Raw genomic sequence first — 19,736 nt, 5'->3', positions numbered from 1 at the left:
CGTGCCCGCCCCGCCGGTAGCGGCCTCTGCGGGCCACGGCCCCTGCCGGTAGCGGCCCCCGTCGGCCACGGCCCTCACCGGTAGCGGCCCCGTCGGCCACGGCTCCCGCCGGCCACGGCCCCGGCCACGTCTCCCGCCGGCCACGGCCCCGGCCACGTCTCCCGCCGGCCACGGCCCCGGTCGCGGCCCCGCCGGTCACAGCCCCTCCGGCAGCTCGTCCGGCGGTTCGCCCAGCGCCGCCAGGGCCTCCGCCGCCCTCGGCGCGTGCAGGGGCGAGAACACCGGGCTGATCCGCAGGGCCTCCGCCAGACGGCGGCGGGCCGGGCCGGTCAGCCCCAGGGCCCGCTCGATCTCGCCCCGGTGGTACGAGAAGAGCGCGCTGCGCCGCCCCTCGTCCGTGGCCCGCTTCGCGTACCCCAGGGCCTCTTCCGCCCGCCCCGACCGGAACAGCGCCCACCCCAGCGCGTCCGCCACCTCCACCGAGCGGTGCCCGCGCGCCCACTGCGCCCTCAGCGCGGCGACCGCGCCCGCCGGGTCGCCGTGGTCCGCGCCGAGCAGCCCCAGGGCCGCCTCCGCCCGCGCCCACGTCCCCGTCCGCAGCCGCTCGTACAGGGCCCGCGCCTCCTCCTCCCGGCCCAGCGCCTCGTACAGCTCGCCCGCCTCCAGGACGTACTCCGGCAGCGGCAGCCGGGCCAGGGCCGCCCGCCAGTCCCGCACCGCCTCGTCCGTGCGCCCCAGGGCCGCGAGGGCCCGCGCCCGGCCCGCGAGCGAGGGCCCGTGGTCCCGGTCGAGCCGCAGCGCCGCCCCGTACCGGCCGAGGGCCTCCTCCGGCTCCCCCCGCTCCCACGCCAGGTCCCCGGCCCGCGCCAGCGCCGCCGTCCCCTCCGCGTCCGTCTCCGCGAGGGCCGCCGCGTCGAGGGCCGCCGCGTCGGCGTCCTCGCGCCAGCCCCGGTCGCGGTACGACTGCGCGGCCCGCCCCCGCACCACCGCGCCCGTGTGCAGCTCCTCCAGCCGCTCCATGGCCTTCCGGGCCTCCTCGTACCGCCCCAGGCCGTTGTACGCGTCGATCAGGAGCGGGTACGCCCGCCAGTGCCCCGGCTCCGCCTTCCGCACCCGCTCGCCCCACTCCCCGGCCGTCCGCCAGTCGCCCCGCGCCCCGGCGAGCACCCCGAGGCCCAGCCGCGCCGCCGTCCCGCCGCGCGCGGCGGGACGTCCGCCGAGGGAGCGGCGCAGCGCCTCCCCGGCGCGCGCGTAGTCCCGTACGTCCCCGAGGCGCGTCCCGCGCTCCGTGTACGCCGCGCCCAGCTCCGCCCAGGCCGCCCCGTCGTCCGGGCGGGCGCGCAGCCGCTCCTCCCGGTCCGCGATCAGCGCGGCCAGATCCGGGAGCGCCGCCTGCGCGCCCGCGCGGGCCGCGGCCACCGCCCGCTCCACCGGCCCCGGCGGGGGCGGCGGCTCCTGGCCGGCGAACTCCGCGGCGCACAGCAGCGCCGTCGCCGCGAGCGTCGCGCCCGCTCCGGCCACCAGGACCGTCCTCCACGCGTTCCGGTTCTCCATGGCGCCCACTGTGCGCCCGCGCCCGCCGCCGCGAAGAACGCCCGAAGCGCTCCCTCCGGCGGGTTCACACCGATGGCCCCGGGTGCCACGCTGGACGCATGGACGATCTTCCGACGCAGCAGAAGGACGACCTCCGGTCACGGCTCCACGAGCGCCTGCGCACCGGACTGCCCCCCGAGGCCCTGCTCACCGATCCGGACGTGACGGCCTCCTACGCCCACGACATGGCGGGCTTCTGCACGGCCGGCACCCCCGCGGCCGTCGTGCTCCCGCGCACCGTGGAACAGGTCCGGCACGTCATGCGGACCGCCACCGAACTGCGCGTCCCCGTCGTCCCGCAGGGTGCCCGCACCGGCCTGTCCGGCGGCGCCAACGCCTCCGACGGCTGCGTCGTGCTCTCCCTGGTGAAGATGGACCGCATCCTGGAGATCGACCCGGTCGACCGGATCGCCGTCGTCGAACCGGGCGTGATCAACGCCGTCCTGTCCCGCGCCGTCGCCGAACGGGGCCTGTACTACCCGCCGGACCCGTCCAGTTGGGAGATGTGCACCATCGGCGGGAACATCGGCACCGCCTCCGGCGGCCTGTGCTGCGTGAAGTACGGGGTCACCGCCGAATACGTCCTCGGCCTCGACGTCGTCCTCGCCGACGGCCGGCTCCTGCGCACCGGCCGGCGCACCGCCAAGGGCGTCGCCGGGTACGACCTGACCCGGCTTTTCGTCGGCTCGGAGGGCAGTCTCGGCATCGTCGTGCGGGCCGTCCTCGCGCTCAGGCCGCGGCCCCCGGCCCAGCTCGCGCTCGCCGCGGAGTTCCCCTCGACCGCCGCCGCCTGCGCGGCCGTCTGCGCGATCATGGAGCGCGGCCACACCCCCTCGCTCCTCGAACTGATGGACCGTACGACCGTCCGGGCCGTCAACGCGATGGCGCGCATGGGCCTGCCCGACACCACCGAGGCGCTGCTCCTGTGTGCCTTCGACACCCCGGACCCGGCCGCCGACCTGGCCGCCGTGGGGGAGCTGTGCGCGGCGGCGGGCGCCACCGAGGTCGTCCCGGCCGCCGACGCCGCCGAGTCCGAACTCCTCCTCCAGGCCCGCCGGCTCTCCCTCACCGCCCTGGAGACGCTCAGGCCCGCGACGATGATCGACGACGTGTGCGTGCCCCGGACCCGGCTCGCTGAGATGCTCGCCGGCACGGCGGCCGTCGCGGAGGAGTACGGCCTGACCATCGGCGTCTGCGCGCACGCGGGCGACGGCAACACCCACCCCGTCGTCTGCTTCGACCCCGCCGACGAGGACGAGTCGCGGCGGGCCCGCGAGTCCTTCGACGCGATCATGGCGCTCGGGCTCGCCCTCGGCGGCACGATCACCGGCGAGCACGGCGTGGGCGTCCTCAAGAAGGAGTGGCTGGCCCGGGAGCTGGGGCCGGTCGGCCTGGAACTCCAGCGCGGGATCAAGGCGGCCTTCGACCCGCTCGGCCTCCTCAACCCCGGAAAGCTCTTCTGAGGCCCCCCGGCGCGTCTCCGTACGGAGGTCACAGCTCGCCGTCCCGCGACTCGTCCGACGGCCACGGGTCGCGCAGCCACAGGTCGTCGGCGGCCACGGTGGCCGCCAGGAGTTCGGCGAGCCCGTCGTCGATGCCGAGCCGCTCGGACTCGGTGCCCGGCGGCACGGCGCGCAGGGTCCGCTCCAGCCAGGCGGACACCTGCGCGGACGGGGCTTCGAGGAGGGCGTCGCCGTCGGGGGAGGAGAGCGCCATGAGGACGAGCCCGCGGCCGTCCACCTTGGTGGGCCAGACGCGGACGTCCCCGTGGCCGCAGGGCCGGAAGACGCCCTCCACGAGCAGTTCGCGCGCGAAGGTCCAGTGGACCGGGTGGTCCGTGCCGATGTGGAAGGTGATGTGGACCGCGTACGGGTCACCGGTGCGGTAGGCGAGGCGGGCGGGCACGGGGACGGCGCGTTCGGGGGAGAGCACCAACTTCAGCTCCAGCTCGCGCTCGACGGTGGTGTGGCCGGTGTTCTGCATGGTCGTACTCCTTCTCGCGGTGGCCCCGGACGGGCCTTCACCAGGAGAGAGCGGGGTCCCCGCGGCTCATTACGCGACTTCGGGAAGTTTTTTCGGGGAAGTTTTTCCGCCCCCGTGTGCCCTGCCGCGTTCCGGGCATGCTCCCGGGGCCGAACGGACCGGATGCATCGGCCCCAGCGTGACCGTGAGTGACCGATTCCGGGGTCCGTCGCCCGAAGACGGGCTTTCTTCGCGGGCTCTTTCTCCCCCCGGCGGTGTTCTTCGTTACTGTCGTCCCTGGGCGCGGCACGCCCGGCGTGCTGCCGTGCGGATCAAAGGCGTTGTGACTGAACGGAGTCGGGGCAGTGGCTACTCCTCCTGGAGGCGGCGGAGAGGTACCGCAGGCGGGGTACTACCCGGACCCGTCCATTCCCGGGTACATCCGGTACTGGAACGGGAGCGCCTGGGTTCCCGGCACGAGCCGCCCCGCCCCGCCGGAGGACGGGACCCGTTCGCCCGCCCCGGTGGCCCAGGGCGGCCCGGCCGCCGCGCCCGCCCCCGCACAGGTCTCCGCCCCCGCGCGGCCGGCCGCCCCGGTGCCGGCGCAGGGGCAGGCGCCGGACCGGGTGGAGTCGCCGGACCGGGCGCAGGTGCCGGACCGGACACCGGCCCGGTCCCAGCCCCCCGCGTCCCGGGCCCCCGTGCACGTGCCCGACCAGGGGCGGGCGCCCTCCCCGACCCCGGCCCAGGTCCCGGCTCCCGCCGCCGTCCCCGCGGTCGAGGAGACCGGGCCCGTCTTCCTCGACGAGGAGCCGGCCGTGCCGGAGCCCGCCCCGGCGTGGCAGGCGGACGCCTCCCGGCAGACCGGGTTCGGCGGTGACCGCGACCGGAAGGTCTCCTGGGGCGCGCCCCGCGCCGCCGATCCGCGCAGCCCGGCGGAGTGGCCGGTCGCGGGCGGGAACGGGCCCGAGGAGGCGCCCGCCGGCGTCCCGGAGCGGACGGCAGACCCCCGCGCGGCCGGCGGAGCCGCCCGCCTCGGCGGCATGCCCGTCACCCCGGCCCCCGGCCCCGCACCGGTCCCCACCCCCGCACCGGCCCCGCAGCCCACGCCGGCGGCCCCGGCCCCCGCGCCCACCCGGGCGCAGGCCCCCGCCCCCGCCCCCTGGGCACAGCAGCAACCGCCGCAGGCGGGGCTCCAGCCCCTGCCCCCCGCCCAGGAGCAGCCGCAGCCTCAGCCGCAGCCGGTCATCCCCTGGAAGCCTCCGGTCGAGGACCCCTTCCTCCGGGCGGCCCGCGCGCAGGCGTCCGCGCGTCCCGCCGGGCTCGGCAGGCGTCTGCTCGCGCGGCTGATCGACTCCGTCGTCCTGGGCGGGCTCGTCGGCGCGGCCGCCCTCCCGCTCGTGACCGCCGCCCTCGACCACATCGAGGCCAAGATCGAGGCGGCCCGGCGGTCCGGCACCACCGTCCAGGTCTGGCTGGTGGACTCGACCACCTCCGTCCAGTTCGGCCTGGCGCTGGCCGCGCTGTTCGTCATCGGCGCCCTGTACGAGGCGCTGCCCACCGCCAAGTGGGGCCGCACCCTGGGCAAGAAGCTCTGCGGGATCGAGGTGCGGGACATCGAGGCGCACGAGCCGCCGGGGTTCGGCGCGGCCCTGCGGCGCTGGCTCGTCTACAGCGTCCTGGGCCTTCTGGCCGTCGGTCTCCTCAACGTCCTGTGGTGCCTCTTCGACCGCCCGTGGCGCCAGTGCTGGCACGACAAGGCCGCCCGCACCTTCGTGGCCCGCTGAGGGAACGGCCGGGGCCGGGCGGCGGGGCGGCCGGTCCCCCGAACGGGCGGTGATTCCTTGCGGGGCCGTTCCGCCCGGGATGCACTGCCCCCATGAGCACCGACCAGCCGCCGTCCGGCCAGCCGCCCGAGGAGGACCCGTTCCTCAAGAGGCCGCAGGAGCCCCCGCCGCCCTCCGGAGGCCAGCCCCCGCCCGGAGGACCGCCCCCCGGAGGACCGCCCCCCGGAGGCCCTCCGCCGGGGAACCCGTACGGGACCCCGCCCGGTGACCCCTACGGCTCCCCGTACGGCGGCCCGCCCCCGCCCCCGTACGGGAACGGCTACGGTGGCGGTTACGGCGGGACCGATCCGCTCTCCGGAATGCCGCCGCTCGCCGAGACCGGCCGGCGCGTCCTCGCCCGGCTCATCGACTGGGTGATCGTCGCGGTGCCGCTCGCGCTCATCGGCATCCCGTTCAGGATCTACGACCGGGTGACGTCCGACGACGACTTCGGGGACGCGGTCGGCGGCTTCGACGGGGGCGGGCAGCTCGTCTTCCAGCTCATCACGATCGTCGCGTACGTCGCGTACGACACGGTCCTGACGGCCAGGAACGGCCAGACCGTCGGCAAGAAGCTGATGAAGCTGCGCGTCGCGATGCTCAACGACGGTTCGACGCCCCCGATGAACCAGTCGCTGCTGCGCGCCGTGGTGCTGTGGCTGCCCGCGCTGATCTGCTGCGCCTGTCTGTGGCCGCTGCTCCTGCTGATCCTGATCCTGGTCGACAAGCCCTACAAGCAGGGTCTGCACGACAAGGCCGCGAAGACGGTGGTGGTCTCCGTCCCGCGATGAGGGGTCCTCCGCCGGAACGGGCGGAACGGACGGAACGTTACGAACCGGTCCGGGTCCCGGTCCCCGCGCGCACGCGCGGGACCGCGGCCCGGACCTCCTCGTTCCCGGGGTCCGGCGGAACGGCCCCGGAGGTCTTGACGCGTCCCGCGCGCACCGGCATCGTCACCGCCACGAGAACGCCGAGCAGCAGGCCGGCGGCACAGGCCGCCGCGATGCCGGGAGTGGTCGTCGTGCCGGAGAGCAGCAGCAGGGCGACGGTCGCGAGGACGACGGTGGCCGAACCCCAGGTGAGCCGCGCGGTGTCCGGACGCTGCATGACGAGTACCGCCCCTCGAGTCCCCAAGTCCCCAAGCCTTCGCGACGTCGCTCCGACCCTACGACCGTGGATGCCCGGACGGGGCGCGGGGTATGCCCGGTCCCGTCCGGTGCCGGTGCACAGGGGGGCGCACAGGGTCACGTGATCGTCAAGAATTCTTCGCCGTGCGCCCATCTGATGTTCGATTATCGGAAAATCGCTCCTGCATAGTGCAGTTGGTATGTCCAAGTCAAGATCTGTCTTTTCTCTCCTCACTCCGGTCGAATGTCGTCACTTGTGACGCGCGACCCGCCGGACGGGCACCCCACCTTTCGGTCCGCCGGCGCGGACGCCGGGGAGGACATACTTCAAGTGACCAACAGACGACGGGCGATCAGAGCGTCCGCAGTTGTCGTGGCGCTCGCGGCCACCGCCGCCACCGCCTCGACGTTCACCACCGCCTGGGCCGACAACCACGGAAACGTGACGCCGGCCGACGTCCGCCACGACCCGGCCCCCGGCCACGGGCAGGACGCCGACAAGACGGCGGTCGACCACGACCTCGAGGGTCCCTACAGCAAGCAGCAGGAGCAGCAGCGCAAGGCCGCCCTGGAGCAGGTCCTGAGCGGCGAGGCGAAGGTCGAGCGCCGCGGTGGCTCCCAGGTCGTCAAGCTCGGTGCCAAGAAGTACGTCGAGCTGGGCCGCGAGAAGACCGACAAGATCTTCACGATCCTCGTCGAGTTCGGCGACAAGGTGGACAACACCACCCTCGTCGACCGCGCCGACGACGACACGGCCGAGCCGAAGCCGAAGTACGGCGGCACGCCCGGCCCGCTGCACAACCGCATAGCCCAGCCCGACCGGAAGAACGACAACTCCACGGCCTGGCAGGCGGACTACAACCAGGCGCACTTCCAGGACCTGTACTTCGGGACCGGCAAGGACGCCAAGGGCCAGCCCAAGCAGTCGCTGAAGACCTACTACGAGCGCACCTCCTCCGGCCGTTACTCGGTCGACGGCGCGGTCTCCGACTGGGTCAAGGTCGAGTACAACGAGGCCCGTTACGGCTCGAACTACTGCGGCAACAGCAACTGCTCCAACGTCTGGGACGCCGTCCGCGACGGTGTCACTGCGTGGACCGCGGACCAGAAGGCCAAGGGCCGCACCGACGCCCAGATCAAGGCCGACCTGGCGCAGTACGACCAGTGGGACCGCTACGACTTCGACGGCGACGGCAACTTCAACGAGGCCGACGGCTACATCGACCACTTCCAGATCGTCCACGCGGGCGAGGACGAGTCGGCGGGCGGCGGCGCCCAGGGCGGCGACGCCCTGTGGGCCCACCGCTGGTACGCGTACGGCACCAGCGCGGGCAAGACCGGCCCGGAGAACAACAAGTCCGGCGGCACGCAGATCGGCAACACCGGCATCTGGGTCGGCGACTACACGATGCAGCCGGAGAACGGCGGCCTCGGCGTCTTCGCGCACGAGTACGGCCACGACCTCGGTCTGCCGGACCTGTACGACACCTCCGGCCTCAAGGGCGCCGAGAACTCGACCGGCTTCTGGTCGCTCATGTCCTCCGGCTCCTGGCTCGGCCGCGGCAAGGACGCCATCGGCGACCTGCCCGGCGACATGAACGCCTGGGACAAGCTCCAGCTCGGCTGGCTGAACTACACCAAGGTCGCCGACGAGGCCCGCAAGTGGAACTCCACCCACAAGCTGGGCGTCGCCGAGTACAACACCAAGAACCCGCAGGCGCTCATCGTCGAGCTGCCGAAGAAGCAGGTCACCACCGACATCGTCGCGCCCGCCGAGGGCAACACGCAGTGGTGGAGCGGGATGGGTGACGACCTCAAGAACACCCTGACCCGTTCCGTCGACCTCACCGGCAAGTCGTCCGCCTCCCTGGAGCTCCAGGGCTGGTACGACATCGAGCTCGACTACGACTACCTGTACGCCGAGGTCTCGACCGACGGCGGCGCCAACTGGACCGCCCTGGACGGCACCGCCGACGGCAAGGCGCTCCCGCGCGACGCGGCCGGCGCCCCGGCGCTGACCGGCGTCTCGGAGACCCACAAGAAGCTGGCCTACGACCTGTCCGCCTACGCGGGCAAGAAGGTCGACCTCCGCTTCCGCTACCAGACGGACGGCGGCGCGGGCGGCAAGGGCTTCACGGCCGACGCCGTCACCGTGACCGCCGACGGTGCCGCCGTCCTCTCCGACAACGTCGAGAACGGTGACAACGGCTGGGCCGCCAAGGGCTTCTCCCGCGTCGGCAAGGGCTTCACCAAGGCGTACGAGCAGTACTACATCGCCGAGAACCGGCAGTACACCTCGTACGACGAGACCCTGAAGGTCGGCCCGTACAACTTCGGGTTCACCGGTGACAAGTCGACCTGGGTCGAGCACTACCCGTACCAGAACGGCCTGCTCGTCTGGAAGTGGGACCTGTCCCAGAAGGACAACAACACCGCGGTCCACCCGGGCCAGGGCCTGATCCTCCCGGTCGACGCCCACCCGGCCCCGCTGAAGTGGAAGGACGGCACCCTGATGCGCAACCGCGTCCAGGCGTACGACTCCACCTTCGGCACCTACCGGACCGACGCCCTCCAGCTCCACAAGGCGGACGTCGCGACCTTCGTGCCGTCCCTGCCGGGCAACCCGGTCTTCGACGACCGCAAGGGCACCTACTGGTTCCAGGAGACCGCCCGCGCCGGTGTCCAGGTAACTGACACCAACACCAAGATCGAGGTCGTCAAGGAGCCGAAGAACGGCGAGACGATCACGGTCCGCGTGGGTCCGTCCACGAAGTAACCCGTAAAACCGCAGGTCAAAGCATGATCGGCCGTCGCCCTCTAGCGGGCGGCGGCCGATCGTGTTTAGGTGCGTCTGACGCGTTTCCTCTTGACACCGACCCACGGGGGAGTGGTTCCGCATGCCCAACGGAGGGTTCTGCAAGCTGCCGGGGGGCAGCGTGGTCGTCGCCATAGGGCTGCCCAGCCCGGCCGGCGACGGCGGCAAGGTCCGCTTCCTGGTCCACGCCGCGAACCGCGCCCGCGCCCTGACCCGGCTGCGGAACCTGGGGCTGCGCGCGGTCTACCTCCGGGGGAACAGCGAACCGCCCACGCCGGACGAGGTCACCGCCGTCCTGCACCATCCGGACGGCCTGCTGTGGAGGTCCGCGCCGGGCGCCGACCAGGAGCTCTGGCACCCGGTGCGGTCGCTGCCGAAGGCGCCGGCGGCGTAGCGCCCGGCGCCCGGGACCGCGCGGAGACGGCTCCGGCGGCTCCTCTCGCGGCGGGGCCTCAGACCACCGGCGTGCCGGTCAGCTCCACGCCCGCCGCCCGCAGCTCCTCCAGGGCCCGCTCGGTCGTCTCCCGCGCCACGCCCGCCGTCAGGCCGAGCAGCACATGGGTCCGGAAGCCCTCCCGGGCCGCGTCCAGGGCGGTCGCCCGGACGCAGTGGTCGGTGGCGATCCCCACCACGTCCACCTCGGTGACGTCCCGCGCGCGCAGCCACTCCGCGAGCGTCAGGCCGTTCTCGTCCCGCCCCTCGAAGCCGCTGTACGCGGCGTCGTACGCGCCCTTGTCGAAGACGGCGTCGATCGCCCCGCTGGCGACGGCGGGCGCGAAGTTCGGGTGGAAGCCGACGCCCTCCGTCCCCGCCACGCAGTGCACCGGCCACGAGCTGACGTAGTCCGGCTCCTCGCCGGGCGCGGCGAAGTGCGCGCCCGGGTCCACGTGGTGGTCACGGGTGGCCACGACGTGCCGGTAGGAGGTGCCCGCCGTCTGGCCGATCAGGTCGGTGACGGCGGCGGCGACGTCCGCGCCGCCCGTCACCGCGAGGCTGCCGCCCTCGCAGAAGTCGTTCTGCACGTCCACAACGATCAAAGCCCGGTGCATGGGGGGTGTCCTTAGCGCGTCGGAGGGGGGTGGGAAGGGGGACGGGTTCGAGCCTAGAGACTTCCCCACCCCCGGGGGAGGGGGACGGCCCCGGCGGCCGGACGGCCCGGCGGCGGCCCGGCCGGTCACCGGGACGCCGGGAGGGGGCGGGCGCCGTCCGGGCCGCCGCGCGCGGACCCTCGCGCGCGGCGCACGCGCGCGTCCCCACGCGGACACGTGTCTCCCCCGTACGCGGTTCTCACACGTACGCGGTTCTCACACGTACTCGGTCGGCAGGACGGCCTCGCCCCGCGAGAGCTGCATCGCCGACATCGGCAGTCCGGCACGGGACGCGATGTGCCGGGCCCTGGCGGCCTCCAGCGGCTCGCGGCCCACCACCTCGCCGCCCCTGACCAGCTCGACCAGGAGCTGGTGGCCGGCCAGCGCCGGAGGGACGGGCCCGGTGCCCACGACCTCGGCCTCGGCGATCCCGGCCGCGTCGGGCCTGCGGGCCGCCCACTTGCGCCCGCCGACCGACGCCTTGCCGCCCAGGGACTTCTTGGCCACCGGCACGAGGGGCGCCTTCGGGTCGGCCGACGCGGCCCGCGCCACCAGCTTGTAGACCATGGAGCAGGTCGGGTGGCCGCTGCCGGTGACCAGCTGCGTGCCCACCCCGTACGCGTCGACCGGGGCCGCCGCGAGCGAGGCGATGGCGTACTCGTCGAGGTCCGAGGTGACGACGATCCGGGTGTCCCGGGCGCCCAGCTCGTCCAGCTGCGCCCGCACCCGGTGGGCGACGAGCAGCAGGTCGCCGGAGTCGATCCGGACCGCGCCCAGCTCGGGCCCGGCCACCTCGACGGCGATCCGCACGGCCTCGGTCACGTCGTAGGTGTCCACGAGCAGGGTCGTGCCGCGTCCCAGGGTCTCGACCTGCGCCCGGAAGGCGTCCCGCTCGCTGTCGTGGAGCAGGGTGAAGGCGTGGGCGGAGGTGCCGACGGTCGGGATGCCGTAGCGGAAGCCCGCGGCCAGGTCCGAGGTGGAGTCGAAGCCACCGACGTACGCGGCGCGGGAGGCGGCGACGGCCGCCAGCTCGTGGGTGCGCCGGGCGCCCATCTCGATCAGGTCCCGCCCGCCGGCCGCGGCCGACATGCGGGAGGCGGCGGCCGCGATGGCCGAGTCGTGGTTGAGGATCGAGAGGATCACGGTCTCCAGGAGCACGCACTCCGCGAAGGAGCCCTCGACGCGCAGGACGGGGGAGCCGGGGAAGTACGCCTCGCCCTCGGGATAGCCCCAGATGTCGCCGGAGAAGCGGTAGCGGGCCAGCCACTCCAGGGTCGGCTCGTCCACGACGGCGCGCTCGCGCAGGAACTCCAGGACGGCCGGGTCGAAGCGGAAGTTCTCGACGGCGTCCAGGACCCGTCCGACGCCCGCGAGGACTCCGTAGCGCCGCCCCTCGGGCAGCCGCCGGGTGAAGACCTCGAAGACGGAGTGCCGGTCGGCGGTGCCGCCCCGCAGGGCCGCCTGGAGCATGGTCAGCTCGTACTGATCGGTGAAGAGCGCGGTGGAGGGAACGTCCACCGGCAGCCCAAGGTCCGCAGCGTTCATGCCGGCGATGCTAACCCAGAAATCGTCAGAGTGACGATTTCTGTTCGGGAGGCCGTGGCCCGTTTGTGCGAGGGGGGCCCGGGAGTGGCAGCATGGGGTGAGTGAGCGTCGCGCCTATTGAGATCGAACGTACGGAGCCGGCCGAAGGGGTCACGGCGGTCGTCGAACCGGACGTGCCCTGGGTGACCCTCGTGCACAACGATCCGGTCAACCTGATGAGCTATGTGTCCTACGTCTTCCAGTCGTACTTCGGATACTCCAAGGACAAGGCGCACAAGCTGATGCTCGACGTGCACAACAAGGGCCGCGCGGTGGTCTCCAGCGGTACCCGCGAGGAGATGGAACGGGACGTGCAGGCGATGCACGGCTACGGGCTCTGGGCGACCCTCACCCAGGACCGCGGCTGATGGCCGGCCGCTTCGAGGCGCTGCCCGGCGGCGGCGCGGCCGTGGCCCTCGACGAGGTCGAGATCTCCATCCTCCGCTCCCTCGCCGTCCAGCTCCTGGAGCTGATCGGCCCCGGCGACGAGCCGGCGGCCGACGCGGACCCGCTGGCCGCGCTCTTCTCCGAGGGGCCCGGCGAGCCGCCGTCCGACCCCGCCCTGCGGCGCCTCTTCCCCGACGCGTACGGGGACGACACCGAGGAGCTGCGGGAGGCCGCCTCCGACTTCCGCCGCTACACCGAGAACGACCTGCGGGCCCGCAAGCGCGAGGACGCCCTCGTGGTGGTGCGCGCCCTGGACTCCCTCCCGGCCGGGGCGGAGGAGGGCGGCGGGGTCCTGAAGCTCGCCCCGGACGAGTCCCGGGCCTGGCTCGGCACGCTGAACGACCTCCGGCTGACCATCGCGGCCCGCCTGGAGATCGCGGACGACGAGGAGAGCGAGCGGCTGTACCGGCTGCCGGACTCCGACCCGCGCAAGCCGATGGTGATGGCGTACCTCTGGCTGGGGATGCTCCAGGAGTCCCTGGTGGAGACCCTGATGCCCTCCTGAGGGGGCCGTAGGGGTGACATCGGGGACCGTTCGCTCAGCGGACGCTCAAATCCGGATAACGAATACGTTATCGGAGTGTCCGCTTTGTCCTCTTGGGTGCGCCGGATTCCCCTTTCCCTGTGGTGCGCGCCACCCGCGCACCCGGAGGCCGCCTCCGGGTGCGTGATACACCTTCACGACCGCTCGGGGACGCCACCCCTGTTCCCGAGGGCGCTTCGGCCGGCTGACCGCCGGCGGCACTCCATCCACATCCGGGGGGATCAGGATCTGATCCGTGACCGACGCACTCGTGGTCGCGCGGATCAGCATGGAGAAAGGCGCACCACCATGACCTCTGTGCAGGTCGACAAGCAGCACGACGGGGCCGTGGGCGGCGGCGAGGGCTACCAGCGCGGCCTCGGCGCCCGGCAGATCCAGATGATCGCGATCGGCGGCGCCATCGGCACCGGCCTCTTCCTCGGCGCGGGCAAGGCCATCCACAAGGCCGGCCCCAGCCTCATCCTCGCGTACGCCATCGCGGGCCTGGTGATCTTCTTCATCATGCGGGCCCTGGGCGAGCTCCTCATGTACCGCCCGGTGTCCGGCTCCTTCTCGGAGTACGCCCGGGAGTTCGTCGGCCCCTTCGCGGGCTTCGTGACCGGCTGGACGTACTGGCTCTTCTGGGTCGTCACCGGGATCACCGAGGTCACCGCCGCCGCCACCTACATGACGTACTGGTGGGACATCCCGCAGTGGATCTCCGCCCTCGTCTTCACCGTGGTCCTCTACGGCGCCAACCTGATCTCCGTGAAGCTCTTCGGCGAGCTGGAGTTCTGGTTCTCCATGGTCAAGGTCACCGCCATCATCGGCATGATCCTGATCTGCGCCGGCATCCTCACCGTCGGCTTCTCCGACGCCGGGGACACCGCCACGGTCGCCCACCTGTGGAACCAGGGCGGCTTCTTCCCGAACGGCGTCGGCAGCACCCTGATGACGCTCCAGATCGTGATGTTCGCCTTCCTCGCCGTCGAGCTGGTCGGCGTCACCGCCGGCGAGTCCAAGGACCCGAAGACCGTCCTGCCCAAGGCCATCAACACCGTGCCGTGGCGCATCGCCGTCTTCTACGTCGGCGCCCTGATCATGATCCTCTCGGTCGTCCCGTGGACCGAGTTCCAGCCGGGCGTCTCCCCGTTCGTCGCCGCCTTCGAGAAGATGGGCCTCGGCGTCGGCGCCGCCGTCGTCAACTTCGTGGTCCTCACCGCGGCCCTCTCCTCCTGCAACTCGGGCATGTACTCCACCGGCCGCATGCTGCGCGACCTCGCGCTCAACGGCCAGGGCCCCAAGCTCTTCACCCGGCTCACGAAGAGCGGCATCCCGCTGCTCGGCACCACCTTCTCCGCCGCGCTCATGCTGGTCGGCGTCTGGATCAACTACGTCGCCCCCGGCAAGGCGTTCGAGTACGTCGTCTCCTTCGCCACCATCTCCGGCATGTGGGCCTGGATCATGATCCTGGTCTGCCAGATCCGCTACCGCCGCAAGGCGGACCGCGGCGAGCTCCCGCAGTCCTCCTTCAGGGCGCCGGGCGCCCCGTACACCAGCTGGTTCGCGCTCCTCTTCATCGGCATGGTCGTCGTGATGATGGGCATCGACGAGGGCGCCCGCGTCTCCCTCTACTGCGCGCCGGTCTGGGCCCTGGTCCTGGGCGTCTCCTACCTGGTCCTGAAGTCCCGCGACCCCGAGGGTGCCGCCTTCGCCAAGCGGTCCTGACCGGCCCCGTCCCATCCTGCGGACCGTCCCGTACCACCCCTCGGTACGGGACGGTCCTTCTGTCTATCCTGTCGCCATGCTGACCATCACCCGGACCCTGTACGACCAGATCGTGGACCACGCCCGCGCGGACCACCCGGACGAGGCGTGCGGCGTGGTCGCGGGCCCGGCCGGCAGCGGCCGCCCCGAGCGGTTCGTCCCCATGCTGAACGCGGCCCGCTCGCCCACCTTCTACGAGTTCGACTCCGCGGACCTGCTCCGGCTCTACCGCGAGATGGACGACCGGGACGAGGAGCCCGTGGTCATCTACCACTCGCACACCGCCACCGAGGCGTACCCGTCCCGCACGGACATCACGTACGCCAACGAGCCGCACGCCCACTACGTCCTCGTCTCCACCGCCGACACCGACGGCGCCGGCCCCTTCCAGTTCCGCTCCTTCTCCATCGTGGACGGCGTGGTGACCGAGGAGGACGTGAAGGTCGTCGAGAGCCACGCGTGACGCGGCCGATGAGACACTGACGGAAACCCAACGGGCGGCAGGACCCAGGAAGCCGGTGCGAATCCGGCACGGTCCCGCCACTGTGACCGCCTCCCCGGAGGCGGAAGCCAGGAACTGACCTGCCGCCCGCACCACCGAACGGGGACGTGGAAATCCCCGGAGGAGGAACGTTCCGTCATGTCCTGGCGCCGCCCGCTCGCACTCGCCGCCGTCCTGCTCCCGCTCCTCACCGCCTGCTCGGCCGCCCCCGGACCCGCCGGCCCGCCCGCGAAGGCCGCGCCGGGATTCCCGTACACCGTCGCCAACTGCGGTGTGGAGCACACCTTCCGGGCCCCGCCGAAGCGCGTGGTCACCATGAACCAGCACGTCACCGAGATCATGCTCGCCCTCGGCCTGGAGAAGTCCCTCGTCGGCACCGCCTACCTGGACGACGCGGTCCTGCCCGCCTACCGGAAGGCGTACGACTCCGTCCCCGTCCTCGCGAAGGAGTACCCCTCCAGGGAGGCCCTGCTCGCCGCCGCCCCGGACTTCGTCTACGGCGGCTACGGCTCCGCCTTCGACGCCAAGGACGGGCGCGGCCGCGACGACCTCGGACGCTCCGGCATCGCCACCCGCCTCAACACCGAGTACTGCCCCTCCGGTTCGCCCTCCGTGGACGACCTCTACCGCGAGGTCCGCGAGGTCGGCAGGACCTTCGGGGTCCCCGACCGCGCCGAGAAGTGGATCGGCGGGGCCCGCGCCGCCCTCGCCGCCGCCGAGAAGCGGATCGAGGGCGTCGAGCCCGTCTCCGTCTTCGTCTACGACAGCGGCGACAAGACCGCGTTCACCGCCGGCGGCAAGGGCATCGGCAACGAGATGATCACCCGCGCCGGCGGCCGCAACGTCTTCGCCGACCTCGACAAGGCGTTCGGCGACGCCACCTGGGAACAGGTCGTCGCCCGCCGGCCCGAGGTCGTCGTCCTCTACGACTACGGCTCCACCACCGTCGAGCAGAAGAAGAAGCGGCTCCTCGACGACCCCGCCCTCCGGGACGTCCCCGCGATCAGGAACCGCCGGTTCGCCGTCCTGCCCCTCTCCGACACGGTCCTCGGCGTCCGCGTCCCCGCCGCCGTCGGCAAGCTGGCCGCCCAGCTCCACCCGGCCGCCGCCCGATGAGCGCCGGGACCCGCGCCGTGAGCACGGCGGAGGAACCGGCCGCCCCGGCGCGGGCCCCGCGCCCCGGCGCCCCGGCCCCCGGACGGATGCGCCTCCCGGCCGTCGTCACCGGCCTCCTGCTCGCCCTGGCCGCCGCCTGCCTCGCCTCCCTGGCCCTCGGCTCCGTCGCCGTCCCGCCCGGACAGGTCCTCGACGCCCTGACCGGACGGTCGGGCCCCTCCCCGTACCGGACGATCGTCCTCGACGTACGGCTGCCCCGGGTCCTGCTCGGCCTCGTCGTCGGCGCCGGGCTCGCCGTCGCCGGGGCCGTCCTCCAGGCCCTCGTCCGCAACCGGCTCGCCGACCCCTTCCTCCTCGGCATCTCCTCCGGTGCCTCCGCCGGGGCCGTCCTCGTCCTCGTCGTCGGCGTCGGGGGAGGGGTCACCACCACCCTCGCCCTGCCCGCCGGAGCCTTCGCCGGCGCCCTGGCCGCCCTCGTCCTCGTCTACGGACTCGCCCGGCGCGGCGGCACCATGACCGGCCCCCGGCTCGTCCTCGCCGGGGTCGCCGTCTCCTACGTCCTCTCCGCCCTCACCACCCTGATCCTGGCCGCCGCCGGCCGCCCCGAGCACTTCCGCGAAGCGCTGTACTGGTCCCTCGGCGGCCTCGGCAGCGCCCGCTGGGACACCCTCGTCCTGCCCGCCGCCGTCCTGCTCCTCGGCACCGGCGCCCTGCTCGCCCTGGCCCGCCCGCTCGACCTGCTCCTCGTCGGCGAGGAGGACGCCACCGTCCTCGGCCTCGACACGGCCCGCTTCCGCGCCGCCGTCTTCGTCCTCGTCTCCCTCCTCACCGCCGTCATGGTCGCCGCCAGCGGAGCCGTCGGCTTCATCGGCCTCATGGCCCCGCACGCCGCCCGGCTCGCCGTCGGCGCCCCGCACCGCCGCCTCCTGCCCGTCGCCGCGCTCGGCGGCGCGCTCGCCCTGGTCCTCGCCGACCTCGGCGCCCGGACCGTCACCGCGCCCCAGGACCTCCCCGTCGGCGTCCTCACCGCCCTCACCGGCGGCCCGTTCTTCCTCTGGCTGATGCGCCGCCGCCCGGAAGGAGCGCTCCTGTGACCGGCCTGCGCCTGGAGGGCCTCTCGTACGGGGAACGCCTCCGCTCCGTCGACCTCACCGTCCGCCCCGGCGAGACCGTCGGCCTCATCGGCCCCAACGGCAGCGGCAAGACCACCCTCCTGCGCTGCGTCTACGGCACCCTCGCCCCCACCGCCGGACGCGCCCTCCTCGACGGCGACGACCTGCGCGCCCTCGGCCCCCGGGCCCGCGCCCGCCGCGTCGCCACCGTTCCCCAGGACAGCGCCGCCGAGTTCGAGCTGACCGTCCGCGAACTGGTCGCCCTGGGCCGCTCCCCGCACAAGCGCTTCTGGGAGGGCGACACCGCCCCCGACCACGAACGCACCGCCGCCGCCCTCGCCCGCGTCGGCCTCACGGACCTCGCCGACCGCGCGTACCCCACCCTCTCCGGCGGCGAGCGCCAGCGCGCCCTGGTCGCCCGCGCCCTCGTCCAGGACCCGGCCCTGCTCGTCCTGGACGAGCCGACCAACCACCTGGACGTCCGCCACCAGCTCGACGTCCTCGCCCTCGTCCGCGCCCTGGGCACCACCAACCTGCTCGCCCTCCACGACCTCAACCTGGCGGGGGCGTACTGCGACCGGATCTACGTCCTGGAACGGGGCCGGGTCGTCACCGGCGGCACCCCCGCCGAGGTCCTCACCCCCGCCCTCCTGGACGCCGTCTACGGGGTCGGGGCGGACGTGATCCCGCACCCCAGGACCGGCAGCCCGACCGTCGTCTACCTGCACGGTCCGGCAGGCGGTCAGGAACCTTCCATCATGTGAGATCACATTCCGGAACCCGGACCGGGAATCGATACGATGAGCCCATGGTTTCCCACGACGTGAGCGAAGAGACTCCGGGCACCCTCCTGCTCGTGGCGCGCCTGCACGTCGACCTGGGCCGCCTCGCCAGCGCGATCTGTCCCGGCCGGGCCGCGGTCCGCCCGGCCCGCGCCGCGCTCTGAACGACCGGCCGAGCGCCCCTCACCGCACCACCCCTCCGCGCGGGGGCCAGCAGCGCGCCCCTCACGCCCCTTCCGACAGGAGCCCACGCCATGGCCATCGAGGTCCGCATCCCGACCATCCTCCGCACCTACACCGACGGCGCCAAGTCCGTCGAGGGCTCCGGCGGCACCCTCGCCGAGCTCTTCGCCGACCTGGAGACCCGCCACACCGGGATCGAGGCCCGCATCGTGGACGACGGCAAGCTCCGCCGCTTCGTCAACGTCTACCTGAACGACGAGGACGTGCGCTTCCTCGACGGCATCGACACCAAGCTCTCCGACGGCGACAACGTCACGATCCTGCCGGCCGTCGCCGGCGGCGCGGTCTGATCCACATGCGCTACGACTCCCCGCTCGCGGCGGTCGGCAACACGCCGCTGGTCCGCCTCCCCCGGCTCTCGCCCTCGGACTCCGTCCGCATCTGGGCGAAGCTGGAGGACCGCAACCCCACCGGATCGGTCAAGGACCGCCCCGCGCTCCACATGATCGAGCGGGCGGAGAAGGACGGCCGGCTCACCCCCGGCTGCACCATCCTGGAGCCGACCAGCGGCAACACCGGCATCTCCCTCGCCATGGCCGCCAGGCTCAAGGGCTACCGCATCGTCTGCGTCATGCCCGAGAACACCAGCGAGGAGCGGCGGCAGCTGCTCGCCATGTGGGGCGCGGAGATCGTTTCCTCCCCGGCGGCGGGCGGCTCCAACACGGCGGTCCGCGTCGCCAAGGAGCTGGCCGCCGAGAACCCGTCCTGGGTGATGCTGTACCAGTACGGCAATCCCGACAACGCCGGGGCCCACTACGCCGGCACGGGCCCCGAGATCCTCGCCGACCTGCCCTCGATCACCCACTTCGTGGCCGGGCTCGGCACCACCGGGACCCTGATGGGCGTCGGCCGCTACCTGCGCGAGCACAAGCCGGACGTGCGGATCGTGGCCGCCGAACCGCGCTACGACGACCTCGTCTACGGCCTGCGCAACCTCGACGAGGGCTTCGTGCCGGAGCTGTACGACGCCTCCGTCCTCACCACCCGCTTCTCCGTCGGCTCCGCCGACGCGGTCACCCGCACCCGCGAACTCCTCCAGGAGGAGGGCATCTTCGCGGGCGTCTCCACCGGCGCGGCCCTGCACGCGGCCATCGGCGTCGGCAACAAGGCCGTCACGGCGGGGGAGAGCGCCGACATCGTCTTCGTCGTCGCCGACGGCGGCTGGAAGTACCTGTCCACCGGCCTCTACACGGCCGCGACGACCGAAGAGGCCGTCAAGACGGTCCAGGGCCAGCTCTGGGCGTGAGCC

The 19,736-nt window shown here is 73.4% G+C and carries 20 protein-coding genes and 1 riboswitch; of the genes, 15 read left to right on the top strand and 5 right to left on the bottom strand.

Annotated features, from left to right (window positions below; translation table 11 throughout):
* Positions 1-195: 195 nt before the first annotated feature.
* Complete coding sequence (locus tag ACFYZY_RS07595; protein WP_388690424.1) at positions 196-1,554, bottom strand: hypothetical protein; 1,359 nt, start codon at positions 1,552-1,554, stop codon at positions 196-198.
* Positions 1,555-1,652: 98 nt separating this feature from the next.
* On the opposite strand from ACFYZY_RS07595, the gene ACFYZY_RS07590 reads away from it, so the two are divergent.
* Positions 1,653-3,056, top strand: coding sequence for an FAD-binding oxidoreductase (locus ACFYZY_RS07590; RefSeq protein WP_388690421.1), 1,404 nt, complete (start codon positions 1,653-1,655; stop codon positions 3,054-3,056).
* A gap of 28 nt (positions 3,057-3,084) precedes the next feature.
* Here the strand turns inward: ACFYZY_RS07590 and ACFYZY_RS07585 are convergent, their stop codons facing one another.
* Entirely contained in the window at positions 3,085-3,576 is a 492-nt protein-coding gene (locus ACFYZY_RS07585; protein ID WP_388690419.1) for an SsgA family sporulation/cell division regulator, read from the bottom strand.
* A gap of 344 nt (positions 3,577-3,920) precedes the next feature.
* On the opposite strand from ACFYZY_RS07585, the gene ACFYZY_RS07580 reads away from it, so the two are divergent.
* Positions 3,921-5,342: an RDD family protein gene (locus tag ACFYZY_RS07580; RefSeq protein WP_388690416.1), complete on the top strand. Its 1,422-nt coding sequence runs from the start codon at positions 3,921-3,923 to the stop codon at positions 5,340-5,342.
* A 92-nt stretch (positions 5,343-5,434) separates the two neighbouring features.
* Positions 5,435-6,172, top strand: coding sequence for an RDD family protein (locus ACFYZY_RS07575; protein ID WP_388690413.1), 738 nt, complete (start codon positions 5,435-5,437; stop codon positions 6,170-6,172).
* A gap of 37 nt (positions 6,173-6,209) precedes the next feature.
* Here the strand turns inward: ACFYZY_RS07575 and ACFYZY_RS07570 are convergent, their stop codons facing one another.
* Positions 6,210-6,488: a hypothetical protein gene (locus ACFYZY_RS07570; protein WP_388690410.1), complete on the bottom strand. Its 279-nt coding sequence runs from the start codon at positions 6,486-6,488 to the stop codon at positions 6,210-6,212.
* Positions 6,489-6,839: 351 nt separating this feature from the next.
* On the opposite strand from ACFYZY_RS07570, the gene ACFYZY_RS07565 reads away from it, so the two are divergent.
* Positions 6,840-9,284 (top strand): immune inhibitor A domain-containing protein, encoded by a 2,445-nt coding sequence (locus ACFYZY_RS07565; RefSeq protein WP_388690407.1) that lies wholly within the window; start codon positions 6,840-6,842, stop codon positions 9,282-9,284.
* A 121-nt stretch (positions 9,285-9,405) separates the two neighbouring features.
* Complete coding sequence (locus tag ACFYZY_RS07560; RefSeq protein ID WP_388690404.1) at positions 9,406-9,717, top strand: hypothetical protein; 312 nt, start codon at positions 9,406-9,408, stop codon at positions 9,715-9,717.
* Positions 9,718-9,775: 58 nt separating this feature from the next.
* Here the strand turns inward: ACFYZY_RS07560 and ACFYZY_RS07555 are convergent, their stop codons facing one another.
* Together ACFYZY_RS07555 and ACFYZY_RS07550 are read right to left on the bottom strand one after the other, a co-directional pair.
* Positions 9,776-10,372 (bottom strand): isochorismatase family protein, encoded by a 597-nt coding sequence (locus ACFYZY_RS07555; protein WP_388690401.1) that lies wholly within the window; start codon positions 10,370-10,372, stop codon positions 9,776-9,778.
* A gap of 255 nt (positions 10,373-10,627) precedes the next feature.
* Positions 10,628-11,956, bottom strand: coding sequence for a nicotinate phosphoribosyltransferase (locus ACFYZY_RS07550; protein ID WP_388690398.1), 1,329 nt, complete (start codon positions 11,954-11,956; stop codon positions 10,628-10,630).
* Positions 11,957-12,057: 101 nt separating this feature from the next.
* Here ACFYZY_RS07550 and clpS point away from each other — a divergent pair, with 101 nt between their 5' ends.
* The 10 genes from clpS (at position 12,058) to ACFYZY_RS07500 (ending at position 19,733) form a co-directional block, all read left to right on the top strand.
* Entirely contained in the window at positions 12,058-12,363 is a 306-nt protein-coding gene (gene clpS, locus ACFYZY_RS07545) for an ATP-dependent Clp protease adapter ClpS (RefSeq protein WP_388690395.1), read from the top strand.
* A complete protein-coding gene (locus ACFYZY_RS07540) occupies positions 12,363-12,947 on the top strand; it encodes a DUF2017 domain-containing protein (protein WP_388690392.1) in 585 nt (194 codons plus the stop codon). The genes clpS and ACFYZY_RS07540 overlap by 1 nt, the downstream gene beginning before the upstream one ends.
* A gap of 327 nt (positions 12,948-13,274) precedes the next feature.
* The gene (locus ACFYZY_RS07535; protein ID WP_388690389.1) at positions 13,275-14,693 is read left to right on the top strand and encodes an amino acid permease; all 1,419 of its coding nucleotides are present in this window, start codon (positions 13,275-13,277) and stop codon (positions 14,691-14,693) included.
* Between the two features lie 76 nt (positions 14,694-14,769).
* Entirely contained in the window at positions 14,770-15,195 is a 426-nt protein-coding gene (locus ACFYZY_RS07530; protein WP_388690386.1) for a Mov34/MPN/PAD-1 family protein, read from the top strand.
* Between the two features lie 45 nt (positions 15,196-15,240).
* Positions 15,241-15,312: riboswitch (cobalamin riboswitch) on the top strand.
* A 60-nt stretch (positions 15,313-15,372) separates the two neighbouring features.
* Entirely contained in the window at positions 15,373-16,350 is a 978-nt protein-coding gene (locus ACFYZY_RS07525) for an ABC transporter substrate-binding protein (protein WP_388690383.1), read from the top strand.
* 86 nt (positions 16,351-16,436) lie between these two features.
* Positions 16,437-17,444 carry a FecCD family ABC transporter permease gene (locus ACFYZY_RS07520; RefSeq protein ID WP_388690634.1) on the top strand — a complete coding sequence of 336 codons (1,008 nt, stop codon included), beginning with the start codon at positions 16,437-16,439 and terminating at the stop codon, positions 17,442-17,444.
* The gene (locus ACFYZY_RS07515) at positions 17,441-18,226 is read left to right on the top strand and encodes an ABC transporter ATP-binding protein (RefSeq protein ID WP_388690380.1); all 786 of its coding nucleotides are present in this window, start codon (positions 17,441-17,443) and stop codon (positions 18,224-18,226) included. Before ACFYZY_RS07520 ends, ACFYZY_RS07515 begins: the two co-directional genes overlap by 4 nt.
* Positions 18,227-18,270: 44 nt before the next feature.
* On the top strand, positions 18,271-18,408 hold the full coding sequence (locus tag ACFYZY_RS07510) for a putative leader peptide (RefSeq protein ID WP_388690377.1): 138 nt from the start codon (positions 18,271-18,273) through the stop codon (positions 18,406-18,408).
* Between the two features lie 90 nt (positions 18,409-18,498).
* Positions 18,499-18,777 (top strand): MoaD/ThiS family protein, encoded by a 279-nt coding sequence (locus tag ACFYZY_RS07505; protein WP_388690374.1) that lies wholly within the window; start codon positions 18,499-18,501, stop codon positions 18,775-18,777.
* Between the two features lie 5 nt (positions 18,778-18,782).
* Positions 18,783-19,733 carry a PLP-dependent cysteine synthase family protein gene (locus ACFYZY_RS07500; RefSeq protein WP_388690371.1) on the top strand — a complete coding sequence of 317 codons (951 nt, stop codon included), beginning with the start codon at positions 18,783-18,785 and terminating at the stop codon, positions 19,731-19,733.
* Positions 19,734-19,736 lie beyond the last annotated feature (3 nt).

The organism is Streptomyces sp. NPDC001744 (genome assembly GCF_042892575.1).
Taxonomy (GTDB): domain Bacteria; phylum Actinomycetota; class Actinomycetes; order Streptomycetales; family Streptomycetaceae; genus Streptomyces.
The sequence above is the reverse complement of the archived record's forward strand: the minus strand, read 5'-3'. Positions and strand labels throughout refer to the sequence as shown.

What these genes read in the sequence shown, in the direction of transcription:
- ACFYZY_RS07560 (WP_388690404.1), top strand. Translation starts at nt 9,406, where the DNA reads ATGCCCAACGGAGGGTTCTGCAAGCTGCCGGGGGGCAGCGTGGTCGTC.
- ACFYZY_RS07575 (WP_388690413.1), top strand. Translation starts at nt 5,435, where the DNA reads ATGAGCACCGACCAGCCGCCGTCCGGCCAGCCGCCCGAGGAGGACCCG.
- ACFYZY_RS07500 (WP_388690371.1), top strand. Translation starts at nt 18,783, where the DNA reads ATGCGCTACGACTCCCCGCTCGCGGCGGTCGGCAACACGCCGCTGGTC.
- ACFYZY_RS07590 (WP_388690421.1), top strand. Translation starts at nt 1,653, where the DNA reads ATGGACGATCTTCCGACGCAGCAGAAGGACGACCTCCGGTCACGGCTC.
- ACFYZY_RS07570 (WP_388690410.1), bottom strand. Translation starts at nt 6,488, where the DNA reads ATGCAGCGTCCGGACACCGCGCGGCTCACCTGGGGTTCGGCCACCGTC.
- ACFYZY_RS07595 (WP_388690424.1), bottom strand. Translation starts at nt 1,554, where the DNA reads ATGGAGAACCGGAACGCGTGGAGGACGGTCCTGGTGGCCGGAGCGGGC.
- ACFYZY_RS07555 (WP_388690401.1), bottom strand. Translation starts at nt 10,372, where the DNA reads ATGCACCGGGCTTTGATCGTTGTGGACGTGCAGAACGACTTCTGCGAG.
- ACFYZY_RS07510 (WP_388690377.1), top strand. Translation starts at nt 18,271, where the DNA reads ATGGTTTCCCACGACGTGAGCGAAGAGACTCCGGGCACCCTCCTGCTC.
- ACFYZY_RS07535 (WP_388690389.1), top strand. Translation starts at nt 13,275, where the DNA reads ATGACCTCTGTGCAGGTCGACAAGCAGCACGACGGGGCCGTGGGCGGC.
- ACFYZY_RS07520 (WP_388690634.1), top strand. Translation starts at nt 16,437, where the DNA reads ATGCGCCTCCCGGCCGTCGTCACCGGCCTCCTGCTCGCCCTGGCCGCC.
- ACFYZY_RS07585 (WP_388690419.1), bottom strand. Translation starts at nt 3,576, where the DNA reads ATGCAGAACACCGGCCACACCACCGTCGAGCGCGAGCTGGAGCTGAAG.
- ACFYZY_RS07550 (WP_388690398.1), bottom strand. Translation starts at nt 11,956, where the DNA reads ATGAACGCTGCGGACCTTGGGCTGCCGGTGGACGTTCCCTCCACCGCG.
- ACFYZY_RS07505 (WP_388690374.1), top strand. Translation starts at nt 18,499, where the DNA reads ATGGCCATCGAGGTCCGCATCCCGACCATCCTCCGCACCTACACCGAC.
- ACFYZY_RS07525 (WP_388690383.1), top strand. Translation starts at nt 15,373, where the DNA reads ATGTCCTGGCGCCGCCCGCTCGCACTCGCCGCCGTCCTGCTCCCGCTC.
- ACFYZY_RS07540 (WP_388690392.1), top strand. Translation starts at nt 12,363, where the DNA reads ATGGCCGGCCGCTTCGAGGCGCTGCCCGGCGGCGGCGCGGCCGTGGCC.
- ACFYZY_RS07530 (WP_388690386.1), top strand. Translation starts at nt 14,770, where the DNA reads ATGCTGACCATCACCCGGACCCTGTACGACCAGATCGTGGACCACGCC.